Origin of the sequence: Agrobacterium sp. rho-8.1, from assembly GCF_033957725.1 — a bacterium.
Taxonomy (GTDB): domain Bacteria; phylum Pseudomonadota; class Alphaproteobacteria; order Rhizobiales; family Rhizobiaceae; genus Agrobacterium.
Genome location: NZ_CP192788.1, coordinates 367,084 through 386,616 on the forward strand (window position 1 = coordinate 367,084; position 19,533 = coordinate 386,616).

Below are 19,533 nucleotides of genomic sequence, written 5' to 3' on the forward strand. Positions count from 1 at the left end.
CAAGCACGCCAGCCGCAAAAACACTGATCAGCCTTCTGGAATAACGAGGGGTGCAGTGGTTTTTCCCCGTCCATGGCAAAATCGTGTCTCCTCGATCGTCGTCAGCGTTTCGTTAAAACATCACCGTGAAAGTGGATATTGTGTCTGTTTTTAGGGGAATGGTATTGCCATTGTCCAGCGTGGACAGCCTAAAATAAAGATATCTTTCCAAAAAAACGTGATGTCTGAGAGTGGTCACCGCAAGGAAAAAACGCCGCGAGGCTAAATTATACAGCAAATTTTAGTAATTGTTGGTTTATGTATTGGTTCTTAACTTTCGGGCAAGGAATTAACCATAAAGATTGGACGTATTTCACGGCGGAACGGAGATTTACAAAATTTCCTTCCAGGCATGACGCCGCGCTGCCGTACCGGGTCGATCCGGTATTCTCTTTGATTGCAGAAGGCTCAGCAACGTCATCTTGCCACGACTCCTCGTGCGCGGATCCGTGAAATATCCTCTCGGATACTGACATTCTCAATCGGTCATGGGCCGGTCACCACCGGCGTAGCTATCGGGGACGTCGCTTGGGGCAGGACTTGCCAACAGATCATACGCGAAAGGCCACAGGCGGAAGCCTTGCAGGCCGGTTGCGTTTTGCTGGCCTTGACCAGGACCAGTGCGATCTGCTGCGCCGCTACCGCACCATGCTGGAACCACATGTGAAGGCTGGCCTTCGCGACCTGATGGTCCGCTTCCAGTCCATGCCCGACTGTTCCCCATCCTTTGAAAGTGAAAACCAGCTCGACCGGCTGCACGACCTCCAGACTGCTCATTGGAGCGTGATGACGGACGCCCGGTTCGACGCGGTCTATGCGGAACGCATCAAGGTCCTGTCCGATACCGAAAGCCGTATGGGGCTAGACCCGCGCTGGCACGTCGCCGGTCATGCCGTGGTGCTGGAAAATCTTCTCGGCGGTTTGATCGCCGATCATGCGCCTCGCACATTTTTGCCCGGCAACCGCAAGCGTCAACGCGAATTGGCTGAAGCCGTCAAGGCCGTCGTACGGCTGGTCATGGTCGATACTGAAATCGCGGTATCGTTGCGCTTCAACGAATTGCGCCTGCGCCACACCCAGGAACTGGCCAAGCAGCGCGAAGAGGATCAGGCCGATACCAAGCGTCTGCTCGGTGATGCGTTGGCCTCCTTTGCCGCTGGCGATCTGACAGCACGGATCAGCGGCGATATTCCAGACAATTATCGCGATCTTGTCGATGCCTTCAACGGGGCGCTGGAGAAGATCGAAGCGTCGATGGCATCGGCTCAGGCTGGGATCCATAAGGCACATACAGCAACCGAGCGGTTGGCTGGCGAGGGCCGGACGATGGCGTCTGCATCGTCTCAGCAGGCGCTAAGATTGACCAACGCATCCGACACTTTGGGTGCGGTCATGGGCGACGTTCGCACCAGCAGCGAGCGTATTGCTGCTGCCGACACGGCGGTCTCCCAGGCCCGCAACGCCGCGACGGAAAGCGGAACGGCTGTTGGTGAGGCGATCAACGCCATGGCCGGTATCGAACAATCGGCGGAACAAATCGGTCGCATCATCGGCTCGATCGATGAAATTGCATTCCAGACGAATTTACTAGCGCTGAATGCTGGCATCGAGGCCGCACGTGCGGGCGAAAGCGGTCGCGGCTTTGCCGTCGTTGCTCAGGAAGTTCGTGCTTTGGCACAGCGTTCGGCAGATGCCGCGCGTGAAATCAAAAATCTCGTCAACGGCACCAAGACGCAGGTGGATGCAGGCGTTCGCATGGTCAATCGCACGCAGGAAGCCATTGACGGTGTTGTCCGTCAGGTTTCCGGGGTCAGCGACATGATCGGCGATGTTGCACGCCGGACCGACGAAAACGTTACCAGCTTGCAGACCGTTGCGACTGAACTCGGTTCCATCGGTTCTGACACTGAGCGTTCCGCCATCCGTTTGACATCGGCAGCCGATGAGGCCGACGATTTGCACACGGTCATTCTGGAGCTGGGTCGTACCGTGCGGGAGTTCCGCATCGCGCGCCAGATGCAGTCGGCCGCGGAGCCGATCATCAGACACACACAAGACAACGTGGCAACCACGCGCGATGATCGCGTGGACTATGGCTACGTGCACCAACAATTCAGACGCCAAGGAGTGATTTGATGGCAGGCAGGAAAGCAGCGCAACCGGCATTAAAATTGTCACCGGTGCTGGACCTCAATCAGGCATCCGTACTGCACGGAAAGCTGATGGAATTGAGGGGTGCCCCACTTGCGGTGGATGCCTCCGAGGTCGAGCGCGTAGGCGTGCAATGCGCCCAGGTCTTGATGGCTGGAATCAAGGCTTGGGAAGCCGATGGCAAGTCATTCACCTTTGCAAAGGCATCCGACGTCTTTGACAAAACCCTTAAACTGATCGGCGTGGACATCGATCATATGCTCCCGAAGGAGATGCAGAAATGAAGAAGAAGGTTCTGACGGTCGACGATTCCAGGACGATCCGCAATATGCTGCTTTTGACGTTGAACAATGCCGGTTTCGAAACGATCCAGGCTGAAGACGGCATCGAAGGCCTCGAAGTGCTCGAAGGCTGCGAGCCCGACGTTATCGTCACCGACATCAACATGCCGCGTCTCGATGGTTTCGGCTTTATCGAGGGTGTTCGTCGCAATGAGAAATATCGTGCGATCCCTATCCTTGTGCTGACGACGGAAAGCGATGCCGAGAAGAAAAATCGTGCCCGCCAGGCAGGTGCAACCGGCTGGATTGTCAAGCCGTTCGATCCTGTAAAGCTGATCGATGCCATTGAACGCGTAACTGCTTGATACGGGACTACTCACGATGGATATGAACGAAATCAAAGAAATCTTCTTCCAGGAGTGCGAGGAGCAACTCGCTGAACTGGAATCGGGTCTTCTGAAATTGAATGACGGTGACCGTGATCCGGAAACCGTAAATGCTGTGTTTCGTGCCGTTCATTCCATCAAGGGTGGAGCAGGCGCGTTCGGTCTCGACGATCTCGTGGCGTTTGCTCACGTTTTCGAAACGACACTGGACTGCGTACGCTCGAACAAGCTCGAACCCGATCAGGACGTCTTGAAGGTCATGCTGAAATCGGCTGACGTTCTGGCCGATTTGACCAATGCCGCTCGTGATGGCAGCAGCGTGGAAGATGGCCGCACACGCGGTCTGGTGAAGGAATTGGAAGCACTCGCCAACGGCGAAAAGCCTTCGTCGGGCGCATCCTCCGAACCGGCAGCACAGAAGGCCGCAGCGCCGGTTGCTGCTGCACCTGTGCCAACCGACGACAGCGGCTTCCAGCCCGTTGCCTTTTCTTTCGGCGAGTTCGAGGATGACACTGTCCCGATGATGGAAACGCCGTCTTTCAACGTCGTTTTCAAACCGCAGACATCGCTCTATACCAAGGGCAATGAATCAGCTCTGTTGCTGCGCGATCTTTCCCGCATCGGCGAGATGAGCATCAACTGCGACATGAGCGCTTTGCCTTCGCTGGAAAACATCGAGCCTGAAGCGGCCTACTTCTTCTGGAAGATTTCCATCAAGACGGACAAGGGCGCCGGAGGCATCCGTACTGTCTTTGAATTCGCCGAGTGGGATTGCGACCTGGAGATCACGGAAATCGTGGCCGAGACGCCAGCCGAAGAAGAACTGCCGATGATACCGGTGCCGTTCGATCTTTCGGTTCTCGACGAAGCTGCCGACGAGCCCGCTATCCAGGCGGCTCCTGCTGAAGAAACAGTCGCTTCAAAGACAGTCTCCACCGCCGTCGCCGCCACCGAGGTGACGCGCGCCGTCTCTGCGGCTGCGGAAAAGAAGGAAGCACCGGCTGCCGCTGCCGCCAATGCGGCCAACGCAAGCGCTGGCCAGACGATCCGTGTCGACCTAGACCGCGTCGATCGCCTCATCAACCTCGTTGGCGAACTCGTCATCAACCAGGCAATGTTGTCGCAGAGCGTGATCGAGAACGACACCACCGGCACATCTGCCGTCAATATGGGCCTTGAAGAACTTCAGCAGCTGACGCGCGAAATTCAGGATAGCGTTATGGCTATCCGTGCGCAGCCGGTGAAGCCTGTGTTCCAGCGCATGTCTCGTATCGTTCGCGAAGTCGCCGATATGATCGGCAAGCAGATCCGCCTGATCACAGAGGGTGAAAACACCGAAGTGGACAAGACGGTCATCGACAAGCTGGCCGAGCCGCTGACGCACATGATCCGTAATGCCGTCGACCACGGCATCGAAACACCTGAAAAGCGCGAAGCTGCCGGAAAGAACCCGGAAGGCACCGTCAAGCTGACGGCAAAGCACCGCTCGGGCCGTATTCTCATCGAACTTGCAGACGATGGCGCCGGTATCAACCGCGAGCGCGTTCGCCAGAAGGCCATCGACAACGATCTGATCGCTGCCGACGCCAACCTGACGGACGAGGAAATCGACAACCTGATCTTCGCACCGGGCTTCTCCACCGCCGACAAGATTTCTGATATTTCGGGTCGTGGCGTGGGTATGGACGTGGTCAAGCGGTCGATCCAGGCACTGGGCGGTCGTATCAGCATCACCTCGCGTCCGGGTCTCGGTTCTACCTTCACCATGAGCCTGCCACTGACACTTGCCGTTCTCGACGGCATGGTGGTGACCGTTGCCGGCCAGACGCTCGTCGTGCCTTTGACGGCGATCGTCGAAACCTTGCAGCCGGAAGCCGTGAACATTCACTCCTTCGGCTCCAACCAGCGCCTGATCTCCATCCGCAACTCCTTCTGCCCGCTGGTGGACGTCGGTCGTATCCTCAACTTCCGCAACACTCAGGCAAACCCGGTCGACGGCGTTGCACTGCTGGTGGAATCGGAAGGTGGCGGCCAGCGCGCTCTGATGGTCGATGCCATCCAGGGCCAGCGTCAGGTCGTGATCAAGTCGCTGGAGGCCAACTACACCCACGTTCCGGGCATTGCCGCCGCAACCATCCTTGGTGATGGCCGCGTTGCGCTCATTCTCGATGTGGATGCCGTTGTCGGCGCGTCTCGTGGCCAGTCGCTCAAGCAAGAGATGTCTCTTGCGGTAGCGGGTTGAAAGTAGTGATGAATGACAGCGCTCAAGTTTAACGATACACGCCTATCCCCGGATGAAGTGCTTGCCAGCGGAGAATATCCGCTGACACGTCGCGACCTGTCCGAAATCGCCGCGATGATCTATGCCGATGCCGGCATCTATCTGAACGACACAAAGGCGTCGCTCGTTTATTCGCGACTGTCCAAGCACATCCGTAATCTGGGTATTTCCGGTTTCCGGGAGTATTGCACGCTCGTTTCCTCGCAGGAGGGCGCTCATGCTCGTCGTGAGATGCTGTCGCATCTGACAACGAACTTCACGCGCTTCTTCCGCGAAAACCACCACTTCGAGAATTTGCGCGATGAAGTTCTTCCAGGGCTTATCAACCGTGCAAAAGCCGGTGGCCGTGTGCGTATCTGGTCTGCCGCCTGTTCCGACGGGCAGGAGCCATATTCAATTGCACTGACGGTCTTGGGCATGTTCCCGAATGCTGCAGAATACGACTTCCGTATTCTGGCGACGGATATCGACCCGAAGATTTTGGCGCAGGCCAAAGCCGGGGTCTACGATGAAAATGCACTTGAAACCGTCACGCCGGCCATGCGCAAGCAATGGTTCGAGACTGTCGATGTCGGTGGTCGCCGTAAGCACCAGATCAGCGACAAGGTTAAACGCCTGATCACGTTCAACGAACTGAACCTGATGACACAGTGGCCCTTCAAGGGCGGCTTCGACGTGATTTTCTGTCGCAACGTGGTGATCTATTTCGATGAGCCGACACAGGTGAAAATCTGGTCGCGCTTTGCAGGCCTTCTGCCGGAAGGCGGACATCTCTATATCGGCCACTCCGAGCGTGTCTCCGGTGATCCGAAAGCACTGTTCGACAACACCGGCATCACGACCTATCGCTACATCGGCAAACCAGGCGGGAGAAAAGCATGACGGCACCCGCCAGAGTTCTTGTCGTTGACGACTCACCGACGATGCGCGGCCTGATTTCGGCTGTCCTGAAAGCTGACCCCGATGTTCACGTGGTTGGCCAGGCGGGCAACGCCATGGAAGCACGTGCGGCCATCAAAGAACTCAATCCGGATGTGGTGACACTGGATATCGAGATGCCGGAGATGAACGGCCTCGAGTTTCTGGAAAAGATCATGCGGCTTCGGCCTATGCCGGTCATCATGGTTTCGACGCTGACACATCGCGGTGCAGGCGCTTCCCTGGCGGCGCTTGAAATCGGTGCGTTTGATTGCGTTGGAAAGCCTGCGCCAGGCGATAGCAGGCCGTTTGGCGATCTGGCTGAAAAGGTCAAGGCTGCCGCACGCTCGCAGCATCAGTCCTATCGCAACATTGCCGTTGAAAGATCTCCGGTTCCTCAGCCGATGGCCGTCAGCGATTATCGCGTTGGACGAAAGATCGTGGCAATCGGTTCATCGACCGGTGGTGTGGAAGCATTGATCGCCGTCTTGCAGAAGTTCCCGGCCAATTGCCCGCCCACCGTCATCACCCAGCACATGCCGTCGACGTTTACGAAAAGCTTCGCGGAACGTCTCAATCGTCTGTGCGCACCCGTGGTGGAAGAAGCGACCGATGGAGCGCGCCTCCAGACCGGGAAAATATATCTTGCACCGGGCGGAGAGCGCCATTTGCAGGTCGTTAATCATTCCGCACCAAGTTGCAGGCTTTTGGAAAAAGAACCTGTTAATGGGCATCGTCCATCCGTGGATGTTCTGTTCGATTCCGTGGCCGAACTCGCCGGACGCAACGCCGTTGGTGTCATCCTCACAGGTATGGGTCGTGATGGTGCTGCCGGGTTGCTGAAGATGCGCCATGCCGGGGCTCGCACGGTTGGCCAGAACGAAAAGACCTGCGTCGTTTACGGCATGCCAAGGGTTGCCCATGAGCTTGGGGCTGTCGAACAACAACTTCCGCTGAACGCCATAGGCGAAGAAATTCTAAAACTTACTGCCGCCCGAAAAGAAGGTTCCGACTAATGTCTCTTGCAGAAAAAATCAAAGTTCTGATCGTTGACGATCAGGTTACCAGCCGCCTGCTCCTCAGTGATGCACTGACGCAGCTCGGTTTCAAGCAGATCACCTCTGCTGGTGACGGCGAACAGGGAATGAAGATCATGGAGCAGCAGCCCCATCATCTCGTCATTTCCGACTTCAACATGCCGAAGATGGATGGTCTTGGCTTCTTGCAGGCGGTTCGCACGAACCCGACGACCAAGAAGGCAGCCTTCATCATCTTGACCGCGCAGGGTGACCGCGCGCTGGTTCAGAAGGCAGCGCAGCTGGGCGCCAACAACGTTCTGGCAAAGCCGTTCTCCATCGACAAAATGAAGGCGGCAATCGAAGCCGTATTTGGATCGTTGAAATGATCGAAACCGCAGCCAAGCGCGTACATATTATCCAAGGCGAGTATAAAATCGCCAACGATCCCGATGTGGTTTTAACGACCATTCTCGGCTCGTGCGTGGCTGCATGTCTGAGAGACCCCGTTGCGGGCGTCGGCGGCATGAACCACTTTCTGCTGCCGGGAACGGGGGGCACCGGGGGCGGAGATGCAACCCGCTATGGGGTGCATCTCATGGAATTGCTGATCAACGGTCTGCTCAAGCAGGGCGCGCGCCGTGATCGGCTCGAGGCAAAGATTTTCGGCGGGGCGAAGACCATTGCCAGCTTCTCGAATGTCGGCGAACAGAACGCCGCATTCGCGGTGCAATTTTTAAAAGATGAAGGCATTCGTCTTCTCGGACAGTCGACCGGGGGAGACTCGGGCAGGAAAGTGGAGTTCTGGCCGGTGTCGGGTCGCGCGCGCCAGCATCCACTCAGCGGTGCCGAAACGCAGTCTACGGTTGCTCTCGAAAAGCGTCCAGCACCGGCTCCAAAGCCAGTCGCCAACGATATCGAGTTTTTCTAGAACGACAGCAAAAGCGGGTTTGCCCAGTCGTTCTTCATATTGTTTCAGCATCGGGTCGACGCCAGCTTGGCCACATCGATCCGGCGCTCTGGTCACGGAGTCATTTATGCAGATCGCCGAGCAAGTGCAGTTGTCCACATTCGAAGAAGCACTTCCCGATGTCTTGATGCGGGTCGTTTCGGAACTTCACGATGTAGCATACCTCATCGAGAGAATAGAACCACAATTGCTCGAAGCAACCGACGGTGCCGTCACGGTGGAAGGCATGCGCCTTTTGCAGGGTATCGATCTCGCCGTTCAAAAGACCCGCGGTCTCGCCGAATTCATCGATACGATTACGGGCTCCATCCCGCTCGATTGGGCCGTCGATGTCTCGACAGCGCTCAGCCTCGTCAAGCTGGCCGAAATGCAAAAGGCGCTCGGTGCAGGCTTGCGTCACGGCCATTCGCAACCGCTCGATAAGGTCTCCGGTGATTGCGATCTGTTCTAGAATCAGTTTTTGAAGCTCAAGGCGGCGATGCAACTGCGTATCGTCGCCAGTTATCGACCATTGAAAAAATAATTTCCTACTATTTATAAGGCAATGAAGCATCATTTTTGTGCACGTAAAGCGCGGCACAAGCTTCGACGTATTAATCTGCAATCCGATTTCCATAGATAATGGTACATGTGGCGAACGGCATGCCACATTCGGGGTTCAGATTGATGAATAGTGTAACAAACGGCAATTTCTCCAGTTCGCTTTTCCCGAATGTGCTTGAGCTTGCGAAGACCCAGCGTCTGTCTCTGATGGACCTTTTTAAATTTGCCGAAGCCTTCAGTGCAGAAGGTAGGCGAGCCGAGGCGGTCGAGCTTTACAAGACCTGGCTTGCCTTCAACGAGTCCCAGCCTGGACAACAGATGGTTTACTTCAACTATTCTGTCACCCTTCGCCAACTCAACGACCTGCCAGGCTCGATCAACGCCATGCGTGCCGCCCTGAAAGTCGACCCCATGTTTGGTCCTGCCCACATCAACCTGGGGCGGGCCTATGAAGACGCCGGTGCAGCTCCACAGGCCATCCAGCAGTGGAAGAGTTTTGTGGAGAGCACGGACGAAAGCACCGCCGACCGTATGTCCTACCGGTTCATGGCGTTGCAGCACATTGGCCGTGTGATGGAAAATGCCGGTTTGCTAGACGATGCCGAGGCTGTGATGTGGCAGGCCATGGAATTGCGGCCGGACAAGCCAGAAACCGGCCAACACTGGAGTGCCATTCGCCAGCGCCAGTGCAAATGGCCAATCCTCATACCGTCGAACCATATCACCATGCGCCAGATGGTGGATGCCATGTCGCCGCTGACATTGGGCTGCTATTCCGACGACCCGATGTTCCAGTTGGCCCGTGCCTACGTCTACAACAATGGTTTCGTCGGCCGCCTTGATATCAAGGATTTTCCGCGTGGTAGGGTCAAACAGAAGACCGGGACAGGGCAACGCCTGCGCATCGGTTACGTCTCGTCCGACCTTCGCGACCATGCCGTCGGCTTTGCTTTGCGCGAGGTATTGGAATTTCACGACAAGACAAGTGTCGAAATCCACGCCTATTACTGTGGCGATCCAGTTGCCAACGACGAAACACAGACGCGCATGAAGGCAGCCGTCGACAGCTGGCATGACATCGGCACGCTGACAGATGAAGCTGCCGCGCGACAGATCGCCAAGGACGAGATCGACATCCTGATCGACGTCAACGGTTACACGAAACATGCCCGCACGAAAATTTTCGCTTATCGTCCCGCACCTGTCATCGTCAATTTCTGCGGTTATCCCGGCTCGATGGGCAGTCCGTTCCACCAGTATATGATTGCAGACGCGCAAATCGTGCCGGTGGAAAGCGAGATCTACTACTCTGAGAAGGTTCTGCGCATTGCCTGCAATCAACCGATCGATCGCAAGCGCACAATCGCCGAGAAGCCGACGCGGGCGAGCGTAGGGCTGCCGGAAGATGCCTTCGTATTTGCCTGCTTCAACGGCATGCAGAAGATCACCTCCGGCACGTTTGACCAGTGGATGAAGATTTTGACAGCCACGCCTGACAGCATCTTGTGGCTGCTGAGCGGCAACGAAAAGGCCGATCAGCGACTACGAGACTTGGCGCAGGCTGCGGGTATCGCGTCTGAGCGGATCATTTTCGCGCCCAAGGCCGGCAATGCACAGCATCTGGCGCGCATTGCCGTGGCTGATTTGTTTCTCGACACTTTCCCTTACGGTGCGCATTCGACGGCCGGTGACGCATTGACGGTCGGCCTTCCCGTGCTGACGTTCCCGGGCAAGAGCTTCGCCGCACGCTTTTGCAGCAGCGTTGTGGCTGCAACCGGCGTGCCGGAACTGATCTGCACGGGCCCAGAAGACTATGTCGACAAAGCGATTGCCTACGCCAAAGAACCCACGACCTTGAAGCAGGTGAGAGACAAGCTGCAAGCCAATCGTGAAACGAGTGCTCTGCGCGACATTCCCGGATTGGCTCGTCGTCTGGAGGAGCTGTTTTGGCAGATGCAAGGCGAAGCGGAGCGGGGCGAAGCGCCAGTTCCCGATTTGCGAAACCTTGATGTTTACTACGAAATCGGTACCGAACTTGTTTTGGAAAATCTGGAATTCGTTGATGAGCAGACCTACCGCAACCGATATCTGGAAAAGTTGAGGGAGTGGAATGCCTTTGCTGCCATTCCCCATGACATCAGGCTGTGGACCAGTGACGGAAGCAACGACGCATAGGCGTTCCGATCAAACCGGTTCCCCGGCAACGTCCCCAACATCTTTCGATCCGTGCGCTGTTTCGTTTGTTGCGCGCTCGCGATCGATACATTCAATAAGGCAGGTCGAGCGTGTCCCAGTCGAAAAAGATTGCTATCGTCGGTGCGGGTCTCTCCGGCGCCGTGATTGGTCGCGAGCTTGCGCAAGCTGGCCACCAGGTCGATATATTTGACAGACGCGGCCACATCGCAGGCAACTGCCACACCGAGCGCGACGCTGAAACGGGCGTGATGGTGCATGTTTATGGCCCGCATATTTTTCACACCGACGATGCGAACGTGTGGGATTACGTCAACCGCTTCCAGACCTTCATGCCCTACAAGAACCGTGTGAAAACGACGAGCCGTGGCGAGGTGTTTTCACTTCCCGTCAACCTTCACACCATCAACCAGTTCTTCGACAAGACGTTTCGGCCGGATGAGGCGAAGGCATTTATCGAAGATCAGGCCGACAAGACGATCAAGGACCCGCAGACGTTCGAAGAGCAGGCCCTACGCTTCGTCGGGCGAGATCTTTATGAGGCGTTTTTCCAAGGATACACGCAAAAACAATGGGGCTGCTCGCCAACCGCCTTGCCTGCGTCGATCCTCAAACGCCTACCCGTGCGCTTCAATTACGATGATGACTACTTCTTCCACAAATATCAGGGCATGCCGGAAACCGGCTACACCCCGATGGTCGAGCGTATCTTGGACCATCCTGGCATCAGGGTTCATCTCAACAGCAATTTTGAGCGCAGCGAAACTGATGGCTATGACCACACGTTCTACTCCGGTTCTCTCGATGGCTATTTCGATTATGCCAATGGTCGGCTCGGCTATCGCACGCTCGATTTCGAACGCTTCACCTATGATGGCGATTACCAAGGCTGCGCGGTCATGAATTACGGGGAGGTCTCGGTTCCCTATACGCGCATTACGGAACACAAGCATTTCTCGCCGTGGGAAAAGCATCAGGGCTCGGTCTGCTACCGTGAATTTTCGCGCGAATGCGGCCCCGACGATGTGCCCTATTATCCCATTCGGCTTGTCGAGGAAAAAGAGCAACTGGCGCAATATGCAGCTCTGGCGACTGCGGAGAAAGCCGTGACCTTCGTCGGACGGCTGGGAACCTATCGGTATCTGGATATGGACGTCACCATTCGTGAGGCGCTGGATACGGCTGCTCTCTTCCTGTCGAATGACCAGGCGGGCGAGCCCATGCCTGCCTTCCTCAATCCTCCGCTTTAAGCTGACTGGGCGCTAGCTGCGATTTTTAGATCGAGAAATCTGACAGCCTCGCGCAAGCAACCAAACCTAGGATTGTTACAGCTGGATTTATGCCTTGGCCGTTGGCTCAGGCAACGTTCTGCATGACAGGGGCTGGGCAGGGTTATTTTCTTCGTGCTGTTCAGGCATTCGTCCGGAGACTTTGTAGCTTCCGAACTGTCTTCGATATTTGAACTCGCGATCAAGGCCTGCACATGACGTCGATCATTCCTACTTTAACACCCAGCCTGATCTCGAAGCTATCGACGGCCACAGTTGCAAGCTGGTCCACGGAAGACGTCGCCTCCCTCACGACCGATCAGGTGTCTGCCATGTCTTCGCGGCAGATCAGCGCATTTTCATCCATACAGATATCGGCGATCGAGACAGAAGATCTGCAAACGATGTCGCGGATACAGCTGAGTGGCATCTCGACAAGCGGAATGGTAGGGCTGACGCTTGATCAGCTTGCGGTTCTCAACAAGGCCTCGATCGAAAGCTTCAGCCAAGGGCAGGTCGCAGCGTTGACCACCCAGCAGCTGGCCGACATGAACAATGTTACCATCGAAGCACTCACGCCATCGCAGATCGCAGCTCTCAGCTCTGAGCAACTGGCAGCAATCGACCCGGAAGACTTCAAAGAATTCTCCACCGCAGATATGGCCGCGATTTCCAGCAAAGCCATGCCGGGATTGAGCTACCAAGTCGTTCCGTTTTTAAGCACGGCTCAGATCGCTTCAATCACGGCAACTGCCATGCCCGCCATGACAACGGAAGCACTCAGTGCTTTTTCCGATCTGCAACTTTCTGCTATCAATAGCCAAGCAATCGGGAAACTGACGAGCGAACAACTCACAAGCCTCGTCTCCGTCGACTTCACATATTTTACGCCCGATCAGGCGTCTGCCCTGAAGGCCAACCAGATTTCCGCACTCGAGCAAGGAGATGTCTCCAACTTAACGGCAGCGGCTGTCGGCGCATTCAGCACGGCTGTAATCGCTAGCCTTTCGAGCAGCCAGATCGCGGAATTGTCCTCAACGCAGCTTGCTAGCTTGAACGTCCGCCAGATCGGTGCGCTGACGTCGTCTCAAGTGGCAGCCGTTACGACCGTTGACATCAAGGCTTTGACACCGACGCAGATCGCAGCGCTTTCGACAAAAACAATCACGGGCCTGACCACAGAGCAAATCGGTGCGCTTTCCACCGCGCAGGTGGAGGCCTTCACCCCGGCTCAGGTCAAGGCACTCAGTTCGACCCAGGTCGCAACGCTCGATAAGGATCAGATCGCGACGTTTTCAACGGGCGATATAGCTGCGATCACGAGTGCAGCTGCTCTGGGCTTGAAGACGGAGATTGTTGTTTCTTTGAGTTCACAGCAGGTGGCGGCAATCAGTGCCAGCACGTTCGCAAAGCTCACGACCGATCAGATATCGGCGCTGACATCGAGCCAGCCGGGCGCTTTGACAGCGACCCAACTGGCTGCACTGACATCCATTCAGGCGGCAGTTCTGTCTAAGGATGACATTGACAAGTTTGCTCCTTCAGCGCTCGCAGCCTTGTCCAGCAAAGCGGTTCCCGGACTCGATGCGTCCGTCCTTGCCGAGTTCACGGCCAATCAGATCGCCGCGCTGTCGACAGGTGCTATTGCCAAACTGACCACAACGCAGGTTGCCGCGCTTTCTGCCGATCAGGTCGAGGCACTGACTGCGGCGCAGGTCAAAGTTCTGACTTCATCCCAGATCGCGGCTCTCGGCGCCGATGAGATCAAGACATTCTCGACGGATGATATCGCCGCCCTCTCGACCAAAAGCATTGCGGGCTTGAGCGCCGACGCATTGAAGGGCCTGACGGAAGCGCAGGTTGCAGCCTTCAGTTCAGCTGCTATTGCTGCCTTGTCCACGGAACAGTTTGGCGCGTTCACGGGCCTCCAGCTGGGTAAATTGACGGTAACCCAACTGAGCGCGCTCATACCGGCGCAAATCAAATTGCTGTCCGCAGAAACAGTTGCCTCACTTGCGAATGAGGGTATCGCAGCTCTGAACACCGCAGCGATTGCCGGCTTGTCGACGGCGCAGATCGCCGCAATGACGACGGCTCAGGTCGAAGCCTTGTCCCCGACCCAAGTTAAAGCTTTGAGTTCATCGCAACTCGGCGCGCTTGAGACAGAACAAATCGCCACGTTTTCGACAGCGGATATCGCCGCAATCGGCTCCAAGGCCATTCAGGGCTTGAGCACGGCCGTCGTCGCTGCGCTGACATCCGTGCAAGTGGCTGCGTTGAGCACGGTTTCCGTGGCCGCGCTGACCACAGATCAGATTGATGCTCTACCAGCGGACATGTTCACGCATTTTTCAAACATCCAGGTCGGTGCGCTCACGTCTGCGCAGCTTGGTGTGCTGGATGCCTCTGATCTCGCGAAAATTTCCATCCCGTCTTTAAGCGGGACGGCCATTTCGGGCCTTTCAACGGCGGTTCTTGCCTCGTTAAAGCCTACAGAAATTGCGGCCTTGAGCGCCAATGCCGTCTCGAAATTGACGAAGGATCAGATCGTCGCCTTAACGGCCACTCAGGTCGCAGCAATGACGACAGGCCAGACCAGAGCCCTCAGTACCACGCAAGTTTCAGCCCTTCCGTCAACGTCTCTTGCTGCGTTGAGCACAGCGCAAATATCTACTATGTTGCCAAAGACGTTGGCCGCGTTGACTGCGGAGCAGATAACGGCTCTTTCGAGTGAGCAAATGAAAGCCTTGTCGTCGTCGCAAGTGGCCGCGCTGACATCGAACCAGATAAAAGGTCTTGAGGCCGAAGACATCAAGGCACTTTCGACGGCGGCTATTGCAGCCCTGAGCGCAAGCGGTATTAGCGGATTATCGAAAGACCTGATCGAGGCACTCTCGGCGGACCAGATTGCTGCGTTGAGCGTTGGCTCCGTTGGATCGATGACGTCAGATCAGATTTCGGCGCTCTCGACCTTACAGGTGGATGCCTTTACCACACGTCAGCTCGCTGCGATGAAATCAGCACAGACTGCGGGATTTGGGTCTGAGGATATTGCGACATTTTCAACAGCAGACATCGCCGCTTTTACAGCAAGGGCTATTTCCGGATTCAGCACGACTGTCATAAAAGCACTGACAGCAGTGCAGGTCGAGGCATTGTCGACGTCCGCCGTCGCAAGTTTGACGGCTGACCAGATCGATATTCTAGATACGGCCCAGTTCGGGGCGCTGACGACGGCGCAGATCGGGGCGCTCAGTTCCACCCAGATTGCTGCGCTCGATACGGCAAATCTGCAATCGCTGACCACCGATAAACTTGCAGCCCTTCAACCCGCTACGATTAAAAATCTGACCGACGCTCAAGTGGCTGCGTTGACAACCCTCCAGATCGGCAGCCTTTCCACAGCCCAGGTGCGTGAACTGGGCGCCACCCAGATCGCCGCCTTGAGCACGGACAAGATTGCGGCGCTGACTCCCGAGAAGATAGCCGCCATCGGCACTGCCGGTATTTCTGGCCTGTCCAGCAAGCAGATTGCGGCGCTGACGCCATTGCAGGCGCAAGCACTGACGACCATACAAATATCAGTAATGGTCGGCGATCAGATCGATGCGTTCGGGACGGCCGCGATCAAGACATTTTCGACAGACGATATAGCTGCCATCAAACCCGATGCCATTTCCGGGCTGTCGACGGCCGTTCTGGCGTCCTTGACGACAGCGCAAATTGCGGCACTGAATCCCTCTAGCGTCCCGGCGCTGACGACCCGTCAGGTCGCCGTGCTCGACAGCACGCAAATTCCCGCCTTGACCACCAAACAGGTCTCGTCGCTGACCGCCGGCCAGATTGCCGTTCTCAACCCTGACGACGTCGCAAAATTCACGACAGCGCAGATTGCGGCTTTGAGCACCGTTGGCGTTTCGGGGCTGACCCCGGCCCAGCTTGCAAAGTTTACAACGCTGCAGGCTGAAGCGTTGACCGCGTTCCAGGTAGGGGCTTTATCGTCTGCACAGATCGGCGCTTTGGGAAAAGATGGCATAGCGCAATTCTCGAACGCTGATATTGGCGCCATCAATCCGGCCATTATTGCGACCCTGCCGACAGATACCATCAAGGGTCTGACGCCGATTCAGCTTGCATCTTTGAGCAGCAGCGCTGTTGCAAGCCTGACGACCGGTCAGATAGGCGCTTTGAGCACTGGGCAGATCGTTGCGTTGTCGACGAAACAGATTTCGGCACTGACGTCACAGCAAATCGGGGCGCTGAGCAGCGACCATCTGACGTCGATGTCCACAGCATCCATCGCATCGATCAGCTCCGCTGCAATTTCCGGATTGTCGACTGAGACGGTTGCAGCATTGACGACCTTCCAACTGGGCGCCATCAGCACGGCTGGTATATCAGGCTTGACGACCAAACAGGTCGCAGCTTTGGGTACGGACCAAGTCGGCTTGCTGTCGAGCACGCAGGTTTCAGCCTTGTCTTCAAGGCAGGTGGCGTCCCTCAACTCCGATCAGATCAAAGCGTTGACCACGCATCAGATACCGGCCTTGAGTTCAGACGGCATCACGGGTCTTTCGACCACGCAGATCGCCACGTTGACCACGGCTCAGGCGGAAGCGCTCACAACCGGCCAGGTTGCTGTCCTAAGCTCTGCGCAGGTAGGAGCGTTTGACTTAGACGATCTGAAGGTCTTTTCGATCAGAGATATTCTGTCGCTTTCCAGCGGCGCGGTCGCGGGCCTGTCCACCGACATGCTGCCTTTGCTGCCTGCTGAAACCATTGCGGCTTTATCCTCATCGGCGATGACGGGTCTCTCCACAGCCCAGATAGCATCGTTGACATTGACACAGTTCGGAGCGCTGACCACGTCGCAGATTGGTGCGCTCGGTTCAAAGCAGATTGCAGCCCTTGGAACGGTCGGTGTCGGTGCGCTGTCCACGGCCCAGATCGCTGCGCTCAGTACGATCGGTGTACCCGGGCTTTCCGCAGCACAGGTTGGAGCACTCTCCACAGCTCAGATCGAGGCGCTGAACACAGCGCAGGTCGCCGTCCTCACCTCGTCGCAAGTCGCAGCGCTTGATGCCGCCGACATTGGCGTGTTTTCGACCGCTGAACTCGCGGTCTTGAGCTCAAGCGCTATTCTTGGACTATCCTCCGCGACGCTTGCCGGTCTTTCTCCCGAGCGCATCGCCGTGCTTGGAGCTGGCAGTATTCCTGGCCTGTCCACGGGACAAATCGGATCCCTGACGAGCGTGCAGATCGGTGCGTTGACGACGGCGCAGGTTGCATCGCTCGGTTCCAAGCAGATCGCAGCCTTGGGCACGGCCGGCGCAAGCGCGCTATCCACAGGCCAGATCGCGGCCTTGAGCACCGCTGGCATAGCCGGTCTCACCACAGACCAGATCGCGGCTCTATCGACGGGTCAGATCGAGGCCTTCAACACGACGCAGGTTGCCGTGCTGACCTCGGCGCAGGTTGGTGCCTTGGGCGCGGACGACTTCGGCGCGTTTTCGACTGCCGAGCTTGCGGCTCTGCCTTCGGGTGCGATCGCTGGTCTCACGACCACGACACTTGCCGGACTTCCAACCGAGCGCATCGCTGTTCTTGGAACAGCCAGCATTGCTGGTCTCTCGACCGCGCAGATTGCGGCTTTGAAACCAGCGCAGCTGGAAGCCTTGACGACGGCACAAGTGGCAGCTCTCGGCTCCAAGCAAGTTGCCGTGCTGAAGAGCGAGGACGCGGCGCTCTTGTCGTCGGCGCAGATCATGGCTCTGAGTACGGCCGCCATTGCAGGCTTATCGAGCGGCCAGATCAAGGCATTTTCGACCGAGCAGGTGGAGGCGCTGACGCCTGCACAGGTTGCCGCTCTTACCTCAATGCAGCTTTCCGCCTTCGATGTGGACGATATCGCTGTACTGTCTACCGATGATCTGGCGGCGTTGCCAGCGCACGTGATCCAAGGCCTATCCACCTCGGCGCTTGCCGCCATGCCGACGGAAAGAATTGCGGCCCTTGGTACGGCCGGTATTTCCGGGCTCACAACGGGCCAGATCGCAGCCCTTAGCCCCGATCAGGTGGAAGCTTTCACGCCCGTTCAGGTGGCGGCCCTGGGGTCGAAACAGCTGGCTGCCCTCGGCACGGACGATCTGTTGACCTTCTCGACGGCTGATCTTGCGGCCATCAGTGCCGCCGCCATCAGCGGCCTTTCGACGGCGACGCTGGCTTCGCTATCCACCGAAGTCGTCCATTCTTTCAGCACGGCGGGCGTTTCGGGCCTTTCCACGGCCCAGATCGCCGCCCTCACTGTCGATCAGATCAGCGTCCTGTCCACAGGCCAGGTCGCTGCGTTCAGCTCGCAGCAGATCGCAGCATTGGAATTGGTTGACATCGCGGCTCTCTCGACAGGTCAGATTGTATCGATCAGCACGGGCGGTATCACCGGTCTCTCCAGCGATCAGGTCGCGGCTCTCAGTCTGGAACAATTGCATGTGCTGTCCACCACACAGGTCAACAACCTCACTTCAAAGGCAGTGGCGGGGCTGACAGCGGAAGAGTTGCAAACGCTCAACTCGGCCCAGATCGCTGCCATCAACTCGTCGGCCATTGGCGGATTGCCGACTGACTTCATAGCGGCCATGTCTACGGGCGAACTGGCGGCCTTGGGAACGGCCGGTATCGCCGGGCTGACCAGCAAGCAGGTCGCAGCGCTTGGCAAGGATCAGGTCGAATCCTTCTCGACCGCGCAGATTGCAGCACTCAGCGCAGATGGCTTGGCAGGCCTGACCACACAGGGCATGTCGACATTTTCGACGGCAGATATTGCAGCTATTGCCTCAGGCTCCATCCGGGGTTTGTCGACTGCCATCGTCGCGGCATTGACGACCAGCGAGATCGGCGCTTTGAGTGCGGGCCAGGTTGGCGCGTTGGGCTATAATCAGATCGTCGCACTGACGACGACGCAGGTCGATGCGTTGACGACAACGCAGATCAACGCGTTGAACGCCATCCAGGCGGCGGCGCTGGGAACAGAAGATATCGCGCTGTTTTCAACTGACGACATCCTGGCCTTTTCCACCGGCGCGATTTCCGGTCTGGCAACCAGCGTGATCGGTGCTTTGACGACTGCTCAGAGCGAGGCGTTGACACCGGCGCAGGTCGGCGCGCTGACATCGGCCCAGGTGGCGGCTCTCTCCAAGGAGAATATCGCGAAATTCTCCACCTCCGATATCGCAGCCTTCAGCCCGACTGGTGTCACCGGACTGTCCACTGACACGCTGGTGAGCCTGTCCAGCCAGCAGATCGATACGATCCTCAACACCCATATGGGGTCGCTGACGCCCAATCAGGTGTCTGCCATTATCTCAAATTACGTTTCCTGACGGGATGCGTAATTTAGACAAGGGAAACGGATAGGGGAAACGCTCGCGCAAGCTTCGCCGCATAGTGTGCCAATGGGACCAGAAGGTCTCGGACTCATTGAATGACGG

12 protein-coding genes are annotated in these 19,533 nt (G+C 57.0%); all 12 read left to right on the forward strand.

What is annotated here, in order from left to right; translation table 11 throughout:
• The first annotated feature begins 579 nt into the window (after positions 1-579).
• Positions 580-2,175 carry a methyl-accepting chemotaxis protein gene (locus RMR21_RS01845; RefSeq protein WP_498669026.1) on the forward strand — a complete coding sequence of 532 codons (1,596 nt, stop codon included), beginning with the start codon at positions 580-582 and terminating at the stop codon, positions 2,173-2,175.
• Positions 2,175-2,474, forward strand: a complete 300-nt coding sequence (locus RMR21_RS01850; RefSeq protein WP_498669028.1) for an STAS domain-containing protein — start codon at positions 2,175-2,177, stop codon at positions 2,472-2,474. Before RMR21_RS01845 ends, RMR21_RS01850 begins: the two co-directional genes overlap by 1 nt.
• A complete protein-coding gene (cheY1, locus tag RMR21_RS01855) occupies positions 2,471-2,836 on the forward strand; it encodes a chemotaxis response regulator CheY1 (protein WP_113493831.1) in 366 nt (121 codons plus the stop codon). Before RMR21_RS01850 ends, cheY1 begins: the two co-directional genes overlap by 4 nt.
• Positions 2,837-2,852: 16 nt before the next feature.
• A complete protein-coding gene (locus tag RMR21_RS01860) occupies positions 2,853-5,099 on the forward strand; it encodes a chemotaxis protein CheA (protein ID WP_498669029.1) in 2,247 nt (748 codons plus the stop codon).
• A 12-nt stretch (positions 5,100-5,111) separates the two neighbouring features.
• Positions 5,112-6,020 carry a protein-glutamate O-methyltransferase CheR gene (gene cheR / locus RMR21_RS01865; protein WP_498669030.1) on the forward strand — a complete coding sequence of 303 codons (909 nt, stop codon included), beginning with the start codon at positions 5,112-5,114 and terminating at the stop codon, positions 6,018-6,020.
• Complete coding sequence (cheB, locus tag RMR21_RS01870; protein WP_498669031.1) at positions 6,017-7,072, forward strand: protein-glutamate O-methylesterase CheB; 1,056 nt, start codon at positions 6,017-6,019, stop codon at positions 7,070-7,072. The genes cheR and cheB overlap by 4 nt, the downstream gene beginning before the upstream one ends.
• Positions 7,072-7,461, forward strand: coding sequence for a chemotaxis response regulator CheY2 (cheY2, locus tag RMR21_RS01875; RefSeq protein ID WP_042618009.1), 390 nt, complete (start codon positions 7,072-7,074; stop codon positions 7,459-7,461). The genes cheB and cheY2 overlap by 1 nt, the downstream gene beginning before the upstream one ends.
• Entirely contained in the window at positions 7,458-8,003 is a 546-nt protein-coding gene (cheD, locus tag RMR21_RS01880) for a chemoreceptor glutamine deamidase CheD (RefSeq protein ID WP_045229829.1), read from the forward strand. Before cheY2 ends, cheD begins: the two co-directional genes overlap by 4 nt.
• Before the next feature lie 106 nt (positions 8,004-8,109).
• On the forward strand, positions 8,110-8,493 hold the full coding sequence (gene cheT / locus RMR21_RS01885) for a chemotaxis protein CheT (protein ID WP_498669032.1): 384 nt from the start codon (positions 8,110-8,112) through the stop codon (positions 8,491-8,493).
• Positions 8,494-8,708: 215 nt separating this feature from the next.
• Positions 8,709-10,760: an O-linked N-acetylglucosamine transferase, SPINDLY family protein gene (locus RMR21_RS01890; RefSeq protein ID WP_498669033.1), complete on the forward strand. Its 2,052-nt coding sequence runs from the start codon at positions 8,709-8,711 to the stop codon at positions 10,758-10,760.
• Positions 10,761-10,870: 110 nt separating this feature from the next.
• Positions 10,871-12,028 (forward strand): UDP-galactopyranose mutase, encoded by a 1,158-nt coding sequence (glf, locus tag RMR21_RS01895; protein WP_498669034.1) that lies wholly within the window; start codon positions 10,871-10,873, stop codon positions 12,026-12,028.
• Positions 12,029-12,261: 233 nt separating this feature from the next.
• Complete coding sequence (locus RMR21_RS01900; protein ID WP_498669035.1) at positions 12,262-19,425, forward strand: hypothetical protein; 7,164 nt, start codon at positions 12,262-12,264, stop codon at positions 19,423-19,425.
• Positions 19,426-19,533 lie beyond the last annotated feature (108 nt).